Origin of the sequence: Microbacterium sp. MAH-37 (assembly GCF_009758255.1) — a bacterium.
In the GTDB taxonomy this organism is placed as follows: domain Bacteria; phylum Actinomycetota; class Actinomycetes; order Actinomycetales; family Microbacteriaceae; genus Microbacterium.
In genome coordinates this window covers 297,721-311,882 of sequence record NZ_WSEN01000007.1, presented here as the reverse complement: position 1 = coordinate 311,882, position 14,162 = coordinate 297,721, and the positions used below count along the sequence as shown (strand labels likewise).

The 14,162-nt window shown below is 69.4% G+C and carries 16 protein-coding genes and 1 pseudogene; 8 read left to right on the top strand and 9 right to left on the bottom strand.

Annotated elements, in window-relative coordinates; all coding sequences use genetic code 11:
- Nucleotides 1–97 precede the first annotated feature (97 nt).
- The 3 genes from GON06_RS09530 (at nt 98) to GON06_RS09520 (ending at nt 3,439) form a co-directional block, all read left to right on the top strand.
- Nucleotides 98–1,288 carry a hypothetical protein gene (locus GON06_RS09530; RefSeq protein WP_157312060.1) on the top strand — a complete coding sequence of 397 codons (1,191 nt, stop codon included), beginning with the start codon at nt 98–100 and terminating at the stop codon, nt 1,286–1,288.
- A gap of 72 nt (nt 1,289–1,360) precedes the next feature.
- On the top strand, nt 1,361–2,050 hold the full coding sequence (locus tag GON06_RS19075; RefSeq protein WP_198346666.1) for a response regulator transcription factor: 690 nt from the start codon (nt 1,361–1,363) through the stop codon (nt 2,048–2,050).
- A 45-nt stretch (nt 2,051–2,095) separates the two neighbouring features.
- Nucleotides 2,096–3,439, top strand: coding sequence for a sensor histidine kinase (locus tag GON06_RS09520; RefSeq protein WP_157312059.1), 1,344 nt, complete (start codon nt 2,096–2,098; stop codon nt 3,437–3,439).
- Between the two features lie 41 nt (nt 3,440–3,480).
- On the opposite strand, the pseudogene GON06_RS18715 reads toward GON06_RS09520, so the two are convergent.
- From GON06_RS18715 to GON06_RS09505, 3 genes and pseudogenes are all read right to left on the bottom strand, one after another.
- Nucleotides 3,481–3,864, bottom strand: a pseudogene (locus GON06_RS18715) (GtrA family protein); the annotation flags it as partial.
- Nucleotides 3,857–4,633, bottom strand: a complete 777-nt coding sequence (locus GON06_RS09510) for a polyprenol monophosphomannose synthase (protein ID WP_157312057.1) — start codon at nt 4,631–4,633, stop codon at nt 3,857–3,859. The gene GON06_RS09510 and the pseudogene GON06_RS18715, both read right to left, overlap by 8 nt.
- Nucleotides 4,630–6,171: a glycosyltransferase family 39 protein gene (locus GON06_RS09505; protein WP_157312056.1), complete on the bottom strand. Its 1,542-nt coding sequence runs from the start codon at nt 6,169–6,171 to the stop codon at nt 4,630–4,632. Before GON06_RS09505 ends, GON06_RS09510 begins: the two co-directional genes overlap by 4 nt.
- Nucleotides 6,172–6,254: 83 nt before the next feature.
- On the opposite strand from GON06_RS09505, the gene GON06_RS09500 reads away from it, so the two are divergent.
- Genes GON06_RS09500 through GON06_RS09490 form a run of 3 tightly spaced genes read left to right on the top strand, consistent with a single transcriptional unit; the run spans nt 6,255 to nt 7,389 of the window.
- Nucleotides 6,255–6,599, top strand: coding sequence for a metallopeptidase family protein (locus tag GON06_RS09500; RefSeq protein WP_157312055.1), 345 nt, complete (start codon nt 6,255–6,257; stop codon nt 6,597–6,599).
- Entirely contained in the window at nt 6,596–6,892 is a 297-nt protein-coding gene (gene clpS / locus GON06_RS09495; protein ID WP_157312054.1) for an ATP-dependent Clp protease adapter ClpS, read from the top strand. The genes GON06_RS09500 and clpS overlap by 4 nt, the downstream gene beginning before the upstream one ends.
- Entirely contained in the window at nt 6,889–7,389 is a 501-nt protein-coding gene (locus tag GON06_RS09490) for a DUF2017 family protein (protein ID WP_157312053.1), read from the top strand. The genes clpS and GON06_RS09490 overlap by 4 nt, the downstream gene beginning before the upstream one ends.
- Nucleotides 7,390–7,396: 7 nt before the next feature.
- Here the strand turns inward: GON06_RS09490 and GON06_RS09485 are convergent, their stop codons facing one another.
- From GON06_RS09485 to dinB, 3 genes are read right to left on the bottom strand one after another with little or no spacing between them, the layout of a single operon-like run.
- Nucleotides 7,397–7,909, bottom strand: coding sequence for a hypothetical protein (locus GON06_RS09485; protein ID WP_332837345.1), 513 nt, complete (start codon nt 7,907–7,909; stop codon nt 7,397–7,399).
- A 52-nt stretch (nt 7,910–7,961) separates the two neighbouring features.
- Nucleotides 7,962–8,279 carry a hypothetical protein gene (locus GON06_RS09480; RefSeq protein ID WP_157312052.1) on the bottom strand — a complete coding sequence of 106 codons (318 nt, stop codon included), beginning with the start codon at nt 8,277–8,279 and terminating at the stop codon, nt 7,962–7,964.
- 39 nt (nt 8,280–8,318) lie between these two features.
- Entirely contained in the window at nt 8,319–9,572 is a 1,254-nt protein-coding gene (gene dinB / locus GON06_RS09475; RefSeq protein WP_157312051.1) for a DNA polymerase IV, read from the bottom strand.
- 126 nt (nt 9,573–9,698) lie between these two features.
- On the opposite strand from dinB, the gene GON06_RS09470 reads away from it, so the two are divergent.
- Both GON06_RS09470 and GON06_RS09465 read left to right on the top strand, forming a co-directional pair.
- A complete protein-coding gene (locus GON06_RS09470) occupies nt 9,699–10,073 on the top strand; it encodes an SPW repeat protein (RefSeq protein WP_157312050.1) in 375 nt (124 codons plus the stop codon).
- Nucleotides 10,074–10,137: 64 nt separating this feature from the next.
- Nucleotides 10,138–10,743: a TetR/AcrR family transcriptional regulator gene (locus GON06_RS09465; protein WP_157312049.1), complete on the top strand. Its 606-nt coding sequence runs from the start codon at nt 10,138–10,140 to the stop codon at nt 10,741–10,743.
- Nucleotides 10,744–10,797: 54 nt separating this feature from the next.
- On the opposite strand, the gene gatB is transcribed toward GON06_RS09465, so the two are convergent.
- Genes gatB through gatC form a run of 3 tightly spaced genes read right to left on the bottom strand, consistent with a single transcriptional unit; the run spans nt 10,798 to nt 14,119 of the window.
- A complete protein-coding gene (gene gatB, locus GON06_RS09460; RefSeq protein WP_157312048.1) occupies nt 10,798–12,309 on the bottom strand; it encodes an Asp-tRNA(Asn)/Glu-tRNA(Gln) amidotransferase subunit GatB in 1,512 nt (503 codons plus the stop codon).
- Nucleotides 12,309–13,823, bottom strand: coding sequence for an Asp-tRNA(Asn)/Glu-tRNA(Gln) amidotransferase subunit GatA (gene gatA, locus GON06_RS09455; RefSeq protein WP_332837344.1), 1,515 nt, complete (start codon nt 13,821–13,823; stop codon nt 12,309–12,311). Before gatA ends, gatB begins: the two co-directional genes overlap by 1 nt.
- Complete coding sequence (gene gatC, locus GON06_RS09450) at nt 13,820–14,119, bottom strand: Asp-tRNA(Asn)/Glu-tRNA(Gln) amidotransferase subunit GatC (RefSeq protein WP_332837343.1); 300 nt, start codon at nt 14,117–14,119, stop codon at nt 13,820–13,822. The genes gatA and gatC overlap by 4 nt, the downstream gene beginning before the upstream one ends.
- Nucleotides 14,120–14,162: the final 43 nt, after the last annotated feature.

Sequence of the window (14,162 nt, the reverse complement as noted above, 5' to 3'; positions counted from 1 at the left end):
ACACGCCGGGCCTCCCGTGCACCCGGTTCCCCGGCCGATAGGTTCGGTCTCGTGCGCCCGACAACAGCGTCGGGCCGTTCATTTGGGAGAACACAACATGCTCAAGAAGTCGACCTCCTGCGCCTTCGCCGCAGGGATCGCCATCGCTCTCGGTCTCGGCCTCGCGCCTGCGGCGATGGCGGAGACCACGACCCCCACAAGCACCGCAGCATCGGTCACCGCGGGCGCCCCGCAGCTCGACGCGCTGCGCGCCGAGCTGCCGGCCGACTGGGCCGACCGCGTCGCCGATGCCCGCGCTCGTTTCGGCCTGGATGCCACGACGTGGGCCGACCAGACGCGCAGCGTCATCGACGGCAGCGATTACCAGTGTGCGACGACGCCGGTCAACGCCTGGCTCACCGGCCAGCTCGCGGGCATCGACCGGCCGACCATGCAGGCGATCGACCAGCTTGCCGGTTTCGACCTTGCGACCTACGACGCGCTCATCTTCGGCGCGCAGGACAAGCGGAACACCTTCGGCTACGACGGTTCGTACACGAACGAGCTCAACCGCACGATGGACGGCCTGAAGAAGTTCTGGGACTTCGACGGCTCCGACATCCAATTGATCCCGATGCACGGTGACACGTACCGCTCGATCGACCGCATGGTGCGCGTCTACACCGGGGTGTACGGCCTCGACGCCGACTCGGCTCGCGAGATCGCCGAGTACGTCCAGGCGCTGATCTTCAGCCAGCCCGGACTGCGCCAGGGCGACAACCCGTACTTCACCTTCAATGCGTTCGCGTTCGATCCGGCCCCCGAGGACGTCGAGCAGTTCCCCGGCCTGACCAAGCGCATCATCATGGGCGACGGAGTCATGGCCGGCCTGCGCGGCATCGGGCTGCAGGACAAGGCCGCCCCGCTGGGCGTACTCGCCCACGAGTACGGCCACCAGGTGCAGTACGCGAACAACCTGTTCGAGTCGCCGCTGACCGGCCCGGAGGCCACCCGCCGCACCGAGCTGATGGCTGACGCCTACGGCACGTACTACCTCGTGCACTCGCGCGGCGGCGCGCTGAACGCGGCCCGCACGCTCGACGTGGCGGCGTCGTTCTACAACGTCGGCGACTGCGCCTTCACCAACGACGGCCACCACGGCACCCCGAACCAGCGGCTGAAGAGCTCGACGTTCGGCGCCTCCGTGGTGGACGCCGCGAGCAACCAGGGCCACAAGCTCGGCGCTCTCGCCTTCGATGCGAAGTTCGAGGCCGTGCTCCCGGAGATCGTCGCCCCCGACGCTCACTGAGCCTCGTGCGGGTGGGCCGGACTCCTGACGAGTCCGGCCCACCCGCACAGCGTGCACACGTAGAATCCAGCTGTGACCACCAGGGTGCTCGTCGTGGACGATGAGCCGCAGCTCGCCGATCTCATCGCCAGGCGGCTCTCACGCGAAGGTTACGCGACGGCCTCGGCCGTCGACGGGATCGGAGCCTTGTCGCTCGCTGCACGAGACGAATTCGATCTCGCCATCGTCGACGTGAACCTGCCCGGGATGAACGGATTCGAGCTCTGCCGGCGGCTGCGAGAGCAGTCCGCGGGACTCGGCATCCTCATGCTCACCGCGCGAGACGCGATCGACGACCGGGTGCGAGGCCTCGACGCGGGTGCAGACGACTACCTCGTCAAGCCGTTCGACTTCGCCGAGCTGTATGCCCGGCTGCGCGCGCTGCGCCGACGCGAGAGTCTGACATCCACCCGCGTGCAGTTCGGTGATCTCACGCTCAGCACCGACCGCGGCATCCTCACCGTCGACGGGCGCGACCACCCACTCAGCCGGCGCGAGGCGGACCTGCTTCGCGTCCTCGCGGAGCACCCGGAGGGCGTCGTCACGCGCGCGGATCTGCTGACCGAGGTCTGGGGCTCCCCGCACTTCCAGTCCAATGTCGTGGACCAGTACGTCCGCTACGTGCGCAGGAAGCTCGTCGGAGCCGGCTCCGAGATGCAGATCGAGACCGAGCGCGGCGTCGGCTTCCGGCTCACCGATCCCCGGCAGGTCGGGACCCCCTGATGCTCACCAGGCTCTCGGTGCGGGCGCATCACGATCGGCTCCACCGTGGTCGCCGTGGTGCTGCTCATCGCGGCCGCTATCGCGGTCTACGCGCAGATCACCGTGATCGTGGAGGCGCGGGAGAAGGCCGTGCTGCACGGGATCACGGAGGTCTACCGCGGCGTGATCCAGGAGGACCCCCAGGAGCACTTCGAGAAGCCGGGCATCAAGCAGCACGTCGCCGTGATCGACCCCTCCGGCACCACGCGCATGAACACGCTGCCGAAGGGGCTGCAGGACGGCCTGGATGAGATGCTCGCCAAGGGGCGGGGCCTGCACAGGATCAGCTCCACCAAGGAGACGTACTACGTCTACGTCGATCCTGTGAAGACCTCCGAGGGCACCTGGTACGTGATCGCGACCCGCGACACGGACATCGGCGAAGACGTCACCGGCGGCGTCGAGAAACTGCTCCTGACGATCCTCGCCGTCGGCGCGGTGGTGTTCGCCCTCGGCTCGTGGTTCGTCTCCGGTGCCGCACTGCGGCCCGTCGAGCAGCTCCGCCGCAGTGCGGAGTCGCTCGTTGTCCGCCGCCGCGACGACCTCCTGCCGGTCGGCGAGGCGAAGGATGAGCTCAACGCACTCGCCCAGACCCTGAACGACCTCCTCGAGCGCATGCGCTCCGCGAGCGAGCGCGAGCGGCAGATGGTGTCCGACGCCAGTCACGAGCTGCGCAATCCGCTCTCCGTGCTGCAGTCGCAGCTCGCTCTCGTCGACGGAGCGGATCCCGCCGCGGATGCCGCGGTGCTGGAAGACGCCCGCGACACGCTGACGCGCCTCGTGCGCGTCGCCGATTCGCTCCTGCAGCTGTCGCGGATCGAGGCAGCGGATGCCGGCGGCGCGGCCACGGTCCTCGAGCTGGCGAGCGAGCTGACCGAGCGCGTCGACAGCATCCGCCTGCGTACGGCAGCGGACACGGACGAGCGCGAGATCGACATCGACTTCCGGATCGAGACCAGCGATCCGGCAGCTGTCGTGGACATCGCCGCATCCGACTTCGGTCGGGTGATCGACAATCTCGTGGACAACGCGATCGGCGCAGCGAGCGCAAGCGACGTGCGCGTACTGGTGGCGCTCACCCAGACGATGGACGCATTGACGCTCACTGTCGAGGACGACGCCGGCGGACTCGACCCCGCGATCGCCGACCGGGCATTCGAGCGTTTCGTCCGGGGGTCTTCCTCGTCCTACTCCGGGGGCGGGCTCGGGCTCGCCATCGTCGCCCGGCTGGCGACGCTCGCCGACGGCGCCGTATCCCTCGACGACCGTCCGGGCGTCGGGGCGACGGCGACGGTCGTGCTGCCGACGGCATCCGGCGCCGACGTGTCGGCGAACACCCACCAGCGGTAAGCGGCGAACCGCACGAGCGAGCCCAGGATCAGGCCGATCACGTTGGCGGAGACGTTGTCGTCCACGGTCGTGGTCAGCTGCATCACATAGTGCGAGAACGCCAGGCACGCGAGGGAGACGCCGCTGCCGACGAGACTCGCGATGAGGAACTCGACGCCCTCGCGAACGGTGTCGGTGCGGCGATGCTCCCGGAAGGTCCACATCCGGTTCCCGACCCAGTTCACGGCGATCGCCGCAATGGTCGAGACGGACTTCGCGGCGATCGGCCAGGCAGGGATGCCGGCGACCGGATGAAGCAGCAGCAGGTTGAACACGGCGATGTCGACGACGAATCCCACACCGCCGACCACGCCGAACTTCAGCAGCTGCGCGGCAACGTGCGTCACTCGGGATGCCGCACCCCGGGACAGCACTCCCTCAGACATGAGAGGGCTCCCTATTCGGTGCGACCGTCATGCGCTCCCGCCCGAACAGGCGTGCCATCCCCCACCCGGTCACCTGGAGCAGCGCCTCCAAGACGATCCGGCCGGACATCTTCGATTCGCCGTGCAGCCGGTCGTCGAATGTGATCGGCACCTCCACCACCCGGCATCCGTTGCGCACGGCGCGATCGAGCATCTCGATCTGGAAGCAGTACCCGCGGCTGGTCACCAGTTCAGGGCGGATGGCGCGCAGCGCGTCCGCGCGGAACACGCGGTAGCCGCCGGTGAGATCCTTCTGACGCAGGCCGAGCATCACCCCCGCGTACACGCTTCCCGCGCGGGAGAGCAGGTAGCGGTGCAGGGACCAGCGCTGCACGTCGCCGCCGGCCACCCACCTGGAACCGATCACCAGATCGTGCCCGTCGAGCCCGTCGAGCCCGTCGAGCCCGTCGAGCATCGCCGGCAGGTCCTCCGGCCGGTGCGAGCCGTCGGCATCCGACTGCACGATCACCTCGAAGCCGAGCCGCACGGCCTCCGCGAAGCCCGCGATGTATGCGGGACCGAGCCCCTGCTTCTCCGTGCGGTGCAGCACATGGATCGCGGCTACCCGCGCCGCCAGCAGATCGGCCAGGTCACCGGTGCCGTCGGGGGACGCGTCGTCGACGATGAGGATGTGCGCCTCGGGCACCGCCTCGCGCAGGCGGGCGACCACTTCGGGGAGTGATTCGATCTCGTTGTACGTGGGCAGGATCACGATGGTGCTCTCGCTCATGACTGCATTCCCTTCTGGAACTCGTAGACGACGGTGCGGTGGATGTGCGTGTGTGACGTTCGGGTGAAGCCCGCGGCCTGCAGCGCTGCGAGGTCGGCCTTCGACGACCCTGTGCTGCCTGACTCGAGCAGCCAGACCGTGTCGCTGCTCAGCCCGTGTGCGACATCGGAGACGGTCGCGAGCCTGTCCCACAGACCGTTCGTGCGGTCATAGGCGGCGATCAGCTGCGGGTCGCGCAGCCCGGCGAAGTCCCCCGGGTACAGCCGGTAGGCGAGACGCGGGGCGCGCGAGTTGCGGGAGGTGGTGCCGAAGAGCACCGTGTCGCCGGGACGGGCGTGCGCCCCGACCTCCGCGGCGGCGGCGCGGAAGTCGGCACCTCCGTCCTTGGCGAACGGCGTGCGCTGCCGCACGAACTCGGGGACGACGGTCGCCGCGGCGACGGCCGTGAGCACGATGACCGCGACCGCCATGCCCTTCCTTGCTCCGATCCTGCGGGCGGCGTCCAGCACGGCCCAGACGCCGGTCGAGATCAGCAGCGCGACTGCGGGCAGGCTGAAGGACAGGTACCTCGGGTTGTAGACCGGGGAGACCAGCAGATCGAACAGGATCAGCGCGAAGGCGGGCAGCAGCAGCCAGGTCAGGACGGGCAGGAAGCCCTCGGCGCGTCTCTCGCCGCGCTTGGACCCACGAGCCAGCACAAGTACGCCGAGGATGAGGAGCGGCCACATCACCAGCGCCACCTGCAGATGCCCGAACCAGGGCGTGACCACCACACCGGCCGGTGTGACGTAGCTGCGATGCGCGAGGAATGCGATCTGTCCCTTCTGGAACTGCGACACCACCACGATCGGCAGAGCGAGCGGCGCCGCGATCGCGAGGCTTGTCAGCCAGCGCCGCACGACGCGGGCACTCGTCCGCTCCCGTCGGGTGCGCAGCGCGACGAAGTGCACCACGGGCATCATCAGCAGGTAGAGGAAGAACGTTCCCGACACGGCCACAGCGATCCCGTACCCGATCCAGGCGCGCCTCCGGGCATCCCTGTCGACGAGACGCACGAACAGGATCGTGACCCACACGGCGGCGGCCGCGGCGATGGAGTAGCCGCGGGTCTCGGCCGCGAGCAGACTCGCCCGAGGGACCACCGCGATCAGCAGCCCCGCGAGGATCGCCGTTCGCCGGTCGAACCAACGACGACCGAGGACCACGACACCTGCCGCGAGAAAGCCGATGCCGATCGTGCTGAGAGCCCTGGTCGACCACTCCGTGGCACCGAACGCATCGATCCAGAGATGCAGCAGCGCGTAGTACATGCCGTGCACGGCATCCACCGTGCTCAGTTCGGCAGCGAGGCTCGACCAGGGCCGCTGCGCGGACATCACGCTCGCCCCCTCATCGCCCCAGTACGACGGGATACCGGCGCCGAGGTACGTGACGAGGGCGACGCCGATCCCGATCCATGGGGCGATGACGCGCGGTCGCGACGGCTTCACCGCCGCACGCGACGGCGAAGCCTGTGCGGGACGCTCCAGAATCGCCATGTGCCGACGATCCCGCGACAGGTTCTCCGTGAGCCGGGAAACGGGGCCCGCCACCGTGAGAGTCCTCTCATAAGCTTGTCGTGATGGAGATGGATGCCGGTGCCTTCGAGGAGCTCGTCGTGGACGAGCTCGATCGGCTGCCCGACGACATGGTCGATGGCCTGGACAACGTCGTGTTCGTGGTCGAGGAGGCCCCTGAGGACGGCGAGGACCTGTTCGGTCTGTACGACGGACTCGCCCTCACAGAGCGGGGCCAGTACGGCCTGGGAGAGCTACCGGACCGCATCATCGTCTACCGCAGAGCGCACCTGGCGGCGTGCGAGTCCGAGCAGGAGCTGCGCTATGAGGTGCACACCACCCTGGTCCACGAGATCGCGCACTTCTACGGCATCGACGACGAGCAGCTGCACGAGCTGGGGTGGGCATGAGCACGCCCGTGTCGCTGCCCGACCTCGACATCGAGGAGGTCCTCGTCGCGGCCCCGCTCGAACCCTGGGAGCTCGTGGTGTGGGACGACCCGGTCAACCTGATGAGCTATGTCGTCCGCGTGTTCCGACGCTACTTCGGCTTCTCTGAGGAGCGCGCCACCGCGCTGATGCTCACGGTGCACCACGAGGGCCAGGCCGTCGTGGCGACAGGACCGCGCGAGACCATGGAGGTGCATGCGCAGGCCATGCACGACTTCGGCCTGTGGGCGACGATCCGTCAGGTCCAGTCATGAGCGAGGACCACACCGTCGTACTGCCGCTGGCGGTGATCGAGGGACAGCACCTGATCGCGCTCATCGACGAGTTCCTGCTGCTCGTGGATGCGCCGGAACGCGATGCGGATGCTGCGCTGCGGCGCCTCACCCCGATGGCCTACCCGGATGATGAGGAAGCCTCACAGGAGTACGCGGCACTCACCCGCGCCGACCTGCTGGATCGTCGTGCTGAAGAAGCGGCGCTCGTCCGCGCCGATCTCGCCGCCTTCGATCGCGAAGAGGGCCTCAACCGCCGCGACGCGATGCGTCCGCGCGATGCTCTGATCACAGGCGACCATCTGGACGCGTGGCTGCGCACGCTCACCGCGCTGCGCCTGGTGCTGGCCACCCGGATCGGAATCGAGAACGCCGATGCGCACGACCCCGAGGACGAGCGCTACGGCGTGTACGACTGGCTGGGGTACCGGCTGGAGGGGCTGATCCAGGCGGCCGACGAGCGCGACGCCCGGTTCTGAGTCGCTGTCAGGGCACGGTCACGAGGATCGACGCGAGAGACGCCGGATCGTGCGCGCGGATGTGCGCCTCCTCCTGCGCCGCCCACCGGTCCCAATGCGGCCGGAAGCCGTCGCCGTCACGCTCCAGAGCCCGGTGCTTCCGGCTCTCCTCAGGTCCGTCCGCCCAGACACGCACATCGGCGACCGCGGCGGAGGCGGGCGTGAGGGCACCGCACCCCTCCACGATCAGGCCGCGCGACGGATCGACCGTGTGACTCTCGGCTTCCACGTCCTTCCCCCAGTCCCAGCGGTGCCAGGTGCCGATCTCGCCGCGGGAATGCGGGCGCAGCACGTTCTCGAGCGCGAGCCGCCCGCCCTCTGCGAGACCGTCCCAACCGGGATAGAGCGAATCCAGCGCCACCAGCTGCACAGGGCGCTCCGCCGGCCAGGCCTCCGCGAGCCGCCGCGCGAGCGTGGACTTCCCGGCGCCGCTGCGTCCGTCGATCACGACGACGGGATTCGTCGCCCCTGCGGCACGCACGGCAGCGACAATGCGGGCCAGGGCCGCGTCGAGGCACTCCCCGAACGGATCGCTACTTCTTGAGCGCACGGATGATGCGGGTCAGCGCACGGCCTGCGACCCACACGAAGGGAATCCCGACCGCGAGCAGGGTGATGAGGTTCGGCTCGAAGCGCAGCCCCTCCTCGCGACGCACGTACACGCCGAGCGGGATCGCCGTGCCGCCACCCGAGCCGCCCTCCATGCCCTCGCCACTGCCGCCGGCGAAACCGGTCACCGCGAGTGCGACGGGGGTGATGCTGACACCGTCGACGTCGACCGTCTCTCCGTACGCGCTCTTGACCCCGAACGAGGCGGCCTGCTTACCGAGTTCCACTGCGATGTTGGGCATGTCGTCCACGCTACTGGAACCGCGGCCCGGTGTCGCGGGTCATTCCCGCCCGAAGGAGCGCGGATGAGGGCCGTCCCGGCCGTCCCCGCGTCCGACATGCCTGGCTCGGGTGATGGTACTGCTGCCGAACCGTGCGCGGGCATCGTCCAATGCGCCCTCCAGGCGTCGGCGATCGGCGTCGTCGTCCCACAGCGCGAATCCCGCGGAGCCCGCGCTCTGCAGCTTCTCCGCACGAACCCCGAGCAGGCGGATCGGATCGCGGCGCTCGAGGCCGTCGAACAGCGCCGCGGCCGTCTCGCCGATGCGCTGTCCCACGTCGGTCGGTTCGGGCAGCGACTGCGCTCGAGTGATCGTGGAGAAGTCCGAGAAGCGCACCTTGATCGCGACGGTGCGCGCCTCCCAGGATGCCGCGCGCAGACGAGCGCCGACCCGGTCGGCCAGCCGGAGCAGCTCGGCGCGAAGCACGTCCGTGTCGATGATGTCGACATCGAACGTCTCCTCGTGACCGATGCTCTTCTCGACGCGCTCCGTCTCGACCTCGCGAGCGTCCTCCCCCCTGGAGAGCTGCCGGATCCGGCTTCCCGCCGCCGGTCCCAGCGCGCGCTCCAGCATCCCCGGGGCCGCTTCGCGGACGTCGCGGATCGTATGGATGCCGCGGCGCTGCAGCGCCTCGGCCGCCTTCGGCCCGACGCCCCAGATCGCACCCGCCGGCCGAGGATCGAGGAACTCCTGCGTGCGCGCACCCGGCACGATGAGCAGCCCGTCCGGCTTCGACAGCGTGGACGCCATCTTCGCCACATGCTTGGTCGCGGCCACGCCCACGCTGCAGTTGATGCCGACCTCATCGGCGACCCGGCGCCGGATGAGCACCGCGATCTCGCCGGGACTCCCCCACAGCCGTCGCACGCCGCGCACGTCGAGGAAGGCCTCGTCGATCGACAGCGGCTCCACCAGCGGCGTGAACGACTCGAAGATCGACATCACCTGCCCGGAGACGGCCTGATAGCGGGCGAAGTCGGGAGCGACGATCCGAGCATTCGGGCAGAGCCGCAGCGCCTGGGACACCGGCATGGCCGACCGCACACCGAAGCGGCGCGCCTCGTACGACGCGCTGGAGACGACGGATCGCCCATCGGGCGCGCCGATGATGAGCGGCAGTCCACGGAGGGACGGGTCATCCAGTGTGGCCACGGAGGCGTAGAAGGCGTCCATGTCGACGTGCAGGATGCCGGTGCCGCTGTCGTCCGCCCCGGCGGGCGACACGATGCGTCCCGATCCGTCGCCGCGTCCCATACATCCATTCTCGCCGACACCGCCGACATCCGATCCGAGATTCCTGACCGACCGGTCAATCAAAAGCGTATCGTGAGCCTCGACCCCCGATTCGGGAGCCATCTGACCTCGAGGAGGATGAGTTCAATGAAGAGGTGGACACGCTGGCAGGACTGGGTGGCCGTCGCCGCCGGACTGTACGCGGCCCTGGCGAGCATCTGGACGACGCCGCGCACGGCGGCGTCGATGTCCATGATGATCGTGCTGGGCGTGCTGATGATCGCCGCTGGGCTGTGGAGCATGGCGGCGCCCGGACTCGTGTCGATGGAGTGGATCATCGCCGCGATCGGAGCGCTGCTGTTCATCTCGCCCTGGATCGGCGGATTCGCCGGAGACGCGGGACCCGCGTGGACGTCGTGGATCTGCGGATTCATCGGTGCGGCCGCAGGACTGTGGGCGCTGGCGCCCGCCGAGAAGGCGCACAAGGCGTCTCACGGCGGACCGCACGCAGCTCACGCCTGACCTGCACGGCGAACGAAACGGGGCGGCGGACGACCACCGCCCCGCTTCCGTGGAAGGAGCAGTCATGACCGACGAGGCCGACCCGATCGCGACGCGCACACGCATCCTCGACGCCGCAGAGTCGCTCTTCGCCCGGCTCGGCTTCGACGGCGCATCGACGGCACGGATCGCACGCGCTGCCGGGGTGCCGAAGGGGCTGCTGTTCTACTACTTCCCGACCAAGCCCGACCTGCTCGGCAGTCTGATCGAGGAGCGGCTGGGCACCGACTCGATCGACCCGGTGCCGCTCACCGTGCACGGCGATCCCGTGCAGACCCTGCTCAACGTCGGAGACACGGTTCTCAGCGCGCACGCGGCATCCGACGTCCTGCGCGAGATCATCTGGCACGAATCGCACACGCGTCCCGACGTGAGCGCCGCGCTCACGCGCTACCGGCGCGCCCTGCACGAGCTCGTGGAATGCGCGCTGCGCGCGAGCCTGACCGTCAGTGCCGACGAACTCGCCTTGCGGGCGGCGGCGGATGCGTGGGCGGCGACGATCACCGCACGGCCGCTGACAGCCGGCTCGGAGTCACGCCCCCACCTGCACGAACCGGCCAGCCTGCGCGCGATCGCACGGCTGCTCACCGCCGGACTGCTCGTCACCGCGCCGGGTCCTGCGACGACATGACGGTGCCCGGGGCGTCGAACGCCCCGGGCACCGGATGTCACTGCGCGCGCAGGATCACTGCGCGGCGCGCTCCAGGATGAGCTCGCGCACGCGGGCGGCGTCCGCCTGACCCTTCATCGCCTTCATGACCGCGCCGATGATCGCACCGGCGGCCTGCACCTTGCCGTCCTTGATCTTGGCCATCACGTCGGGCTGCGCTGCGAGGGCCTCGTCGATCGCGGCGATCAGCGCGCCGTCGTCCGACACGACGGCCAGACCACGGGCGTCCACGACCTCCTGCGGGGCGCCCTCGCCGGCGATGACGCCCTCGAGCACCTGGCGGGCCAGCTTGTCGGTGAGCGTACCGGCATCCACCAGCTGCTGCAGCGCCGCGACGTTCTCGGGAGCGATCAGGTCGGTCGCCTCGCGCTCGGCCGCGTTCGCCAGGCGGGTGATCTCACCGGTCCACCACTTGCGGGCGGATGCCGGGGACGCGCCGGCCGCGATGGTCGCCTCCACGACCTCGACCAGACCGCTGTTGCGGACGTCCTGGAACTCGAGGTCGGTGAAGCCCCACTCCGCCTTCAGCCGGCGGCGACGCGCGACGGGCTGCTCGGGCAGTGCAGCGCGAAGCTCTTCGATCAGCTCGCGGGCGGGAACCACGGGGAGCAGATCCGGCTCCGGGAAGTAGCGGTAATCGTCGGCATCCGATTTCGGGCGACCCGGCGACGTGGTGCCGGTGTCCTCGTGCCAGTGCCTGGTCTCCTGGGTGATCGTGCCGCCGTCGGCGAGGATGGCCGCCTGACGCTGGATCTCGTAGCGCACCGCGCGCTCGACGGACCGCATCGAGTTGACGTTCTTGGTCTCGGTGCGGGTGCCGAGCTTCTCCTGGCCGCGCGGGCGCAGCGAGACGTTCGCGTCGCAGCGCAGGTTGCCTCGCTCCAGTCGCGCCTCGGAGATGCCGAGGGCGCGGACGATGTCGCGGATGGCGGAGATGTACGCCTTGGCGTACTCCGGCGCACGGTGCTCCGCACCGAAGATCGGCTTCGTGACGATCTCGACGAGCGGAACGCCGGCGCGGTTGTAGTCGACCAGGGAGTACTCGGCGCCTTGGATGCGACCCGTGGAGCCCATGTGCGTGAGCTTGCCGGCGTCCTCCTCCATGTGCGCACGCTCGACCGGGATCGTCACGAGCGTGCCGTCCTCGAGCTCGACCTCGACCGAGCCCTCGAAGGCGATCGGCTCGTCGTACTGGGAGATCTGGTAGTTCTTGCCGAGGTCCGGGTAGAAGTAGTTCTTGCGCGCGAAGCGGCTGGACTCGGCGATCGAGCAGCCCAGCGCCAGACCGAGGCTGATCGACGAACGCACCGCGGTGGCGTTGACCACCGGCAGCGAGCCGGGCAGACCCAGGTCGACCGGGGCGATGAGCGTGTTCGGCTCGGCGCCGTGGAACTCCTCGTTGGCCGGGTTCGGGGCATCGGAGAACATCTTCGTGCGGGTGTTCAGCTCGACGTGCACCTCGAAGCCGAGCACCGGCTCGAACAGCTCGAGAGCCTTGTCGTAGTCCATGAGCTTGACGGCGGCCATCAGCGGGTTCCTCCCAGCACGGGTGCCTTCTCCAGAAGAGGGGCGCCCCACGAATCAAGCAGCGCGGCCTCGAGGGCGGCGCCGACACGGTACAGACGAGCGTCCTCGTGAGCGGGCGCGAGGAACTGGATGCCGACTGGCAGACCGTCCTCGGCGGCGAGTCCGGACGGGATCGAGATGCCCGGCACGCCGGCGAGGTTCGCCGGGATCGTCGTCAGGTCGTTCAGGTACATCTGCAGCGGGTCGTCGATCTTCTCGCCAAGCTTGAACGCCGTGGTCGGCGCCGAGGGCGTCGCGATGACGTCGACCTGCGAGAACGCCTGGTCGAAGTCGCGCTGGATCAGCGTGCGCACCTTCTGCGCGCTGCCGTAGTAGGCGTCGTAGTAGCCGGCCGACAGTGCGTAGGTGCCGAGGATGATGCGGCGCTTGACCTCGGGGCCGAATCCGGCCTCGCGGGTCGCCGACATCACGTCCTCGACAGTCGCGCCGCCCTCCGGGGTGACCCGCAGGCCGAAGCGCACCGAGTCGAACTTCGCCAGGTTGCTGGATGCCTCGGCGGGGAGGATCAGGTAGTACGCCGCGACGCCGTACTCGAAGTGCGGGGCCGAGATCTCGACGATCTCCGCGCCCTGCGCCTCCATCAGCGCCAGCGATTCATGGAAGGAGGCAGCGACGCCGGCTTGGAAGCCGGAGTCGGGCAGCTCCTTGATGACGCCGACCTTGAGACCCTTGAGCACCTGGCCAGTGGCACCCTCGCGGGCGGCGGCGGCGAACGACGGCCACTCGTGCTGCAGTGAGGTGGAGTCCTTGGGGTCGTGGCCGCCGATCACGTCGTGCAGCAGACCCGAGTCGAGCACCGTACGGGTGACGGGGCCGACCTGGTCGAGGCTGGATGCCAGTGCGATCGCGCCGTAGCGGCTGACGCCGCCGTAGGTGGGCTTGATGCCGACCGTGCCGGTGACGTGGGCCGGCTGACGGATAGAACCGCCGGTGTCGGAGCCCAGCGCCAGCGGTGCTTCGAAAGCCGCCACCGCTGCGGCCGAACCGCCGCCCGAGCCACCGGGGATGCGGTCGAGATCCCACGGGTTGTGCGTGGGGCCGAAGGCGGAGTGCTCGGTCGACGAGCCCATCGCGAACTCGTCCATGTTGGTCTTGCCGAGCGGGATCAGCCCGGCGGCGCGCGAACGCGCCACGACGGTCGCGTCGAAGGGCGACATGTACCCCTCGAGGATCTTCGATCCGCTGGTGGAGGGCATGTCGGTGGTCACCAACACGTCCTTGACCGCCAGCGGCACCCCGGCGATCGGGCCGAGCTGCTCGCCCGCCGCGCGACGCGCGTCGATCTCGGCGGCGGCCGCGAGCGCGTTCTCGTTGACGTGCAGGAAGGCGCGCACGTCGCCGTCGACGGCGGCGATGCGGTCGAGGTGCGCCTGCGTGGCCTCGACGCTCGAGATCTCGCCGGCGGTGAGCTTCTCGCCCAGCTCGGCGGCGGACAGGCGGATGATGTCGCTCACTGCTCTTCTCCCAGGATGGCGGTCACACGGAAGCGGCCGTCTGCGGCATCCGGGGCGTTCTGCAGCACCTGCTCGTGCGTCAGAGTCTGGCCGACCTCGTCCGGTCGGAAGACGTTGCTCAGCGGGATCGGGTGGCTGGTGGCGACGACGTCGGGGGTCGCCACCTCGGACACCTTCGCGATGTTGTCGACGATGGCGTCGAGCTGACCTGTCAGCTGCGTCACCTCGTCATCGGAGAGCTGGATGCGCGCGAGCACGCCGAGATGGCGCACGAGATCAGGGGTGATTTCAGACACCCCCTCATCCTACGAGACTGCTCCCCGCTCATTGAGCGAGCGC

Bases quoted from the DNA above. Each gene is read 5' to 3' on its own strand.
- GON06_RS09530 (WP_157312060.1), top strand. From the start codon at position 98: ATGCTCAAGAAGTCGACCTCCTGCGCCTTCGCCGCAGGGATCGCCATC.
- GON06_RS09510 (WP_157312057.1), bottom strand. From the start codon at position 4,633: ATGAGCGAGAGCACCATCGTGATCCTGCCCACGTACAACGAGATCGAA.
- GON06_RS09505 (WP_157312056.1), bottom strand. From the start codon at position 6,171: ATGGCGATTCTGGAGCGTCCCGCACAGGCTTCGCCGTCGCGTGCGGCG.
- GON06_RS09500 (WP_157312055.1), top strand. From the start codon at position 6,255: ATGGAGATGGATGCCGGTGCCTTCGAGGAGCTCGTCGTGGACGAGCTC.
- clpS (WP_157312054.1), top strand. From the start codon at position 6,596: ATGAGCACGCCCGTGTCGCTGCCCGACCTCGACATCGAGGAGGTCCTC.
- GON06_RS09490 (WP_157312053.1), top strand. From the start codon at position 6,889: ATGAGCGAGGACCACACCGTCGTACTGCCGCTGGCGGTGATCGAGGGA.
- GON06_RS09480 (WP_157312052.1), bottom strand. From the start codon at position 8,279: ATGCCCAACATCGCAGTGGAACTCGGTAAGCAGGCCGCCTCGTTCGGG.
- dinB (WP_157312051.1), bottom strand. From the start codon at position 9,572: ATGGGACGCGGCGACGGATCGGGACGCATCGTGTCGCCCGCCGGGGCG.
- GON06_RS09470 (WP_157312050.1), top strand. From the start codon at position 9,699: ATGAAGAGGTGGACACGCTGGCAGGACTGGGTGGCCGTCGCCGCCGGA.
- GON06_RS09465 (WP_157312049.1), top strand. From the start codon at position 10,138: ATGACCGACGAGGCCGACCCGATCGCGACGCGCACACGCATCCTCGAC.
- gatB (WP_157312048.1), bottom strand. From the start codon at position 12,309: ATGGCCGCCGTCAAGCTCATGGACTACGACAAGGCTCTCGAGCTGTTC.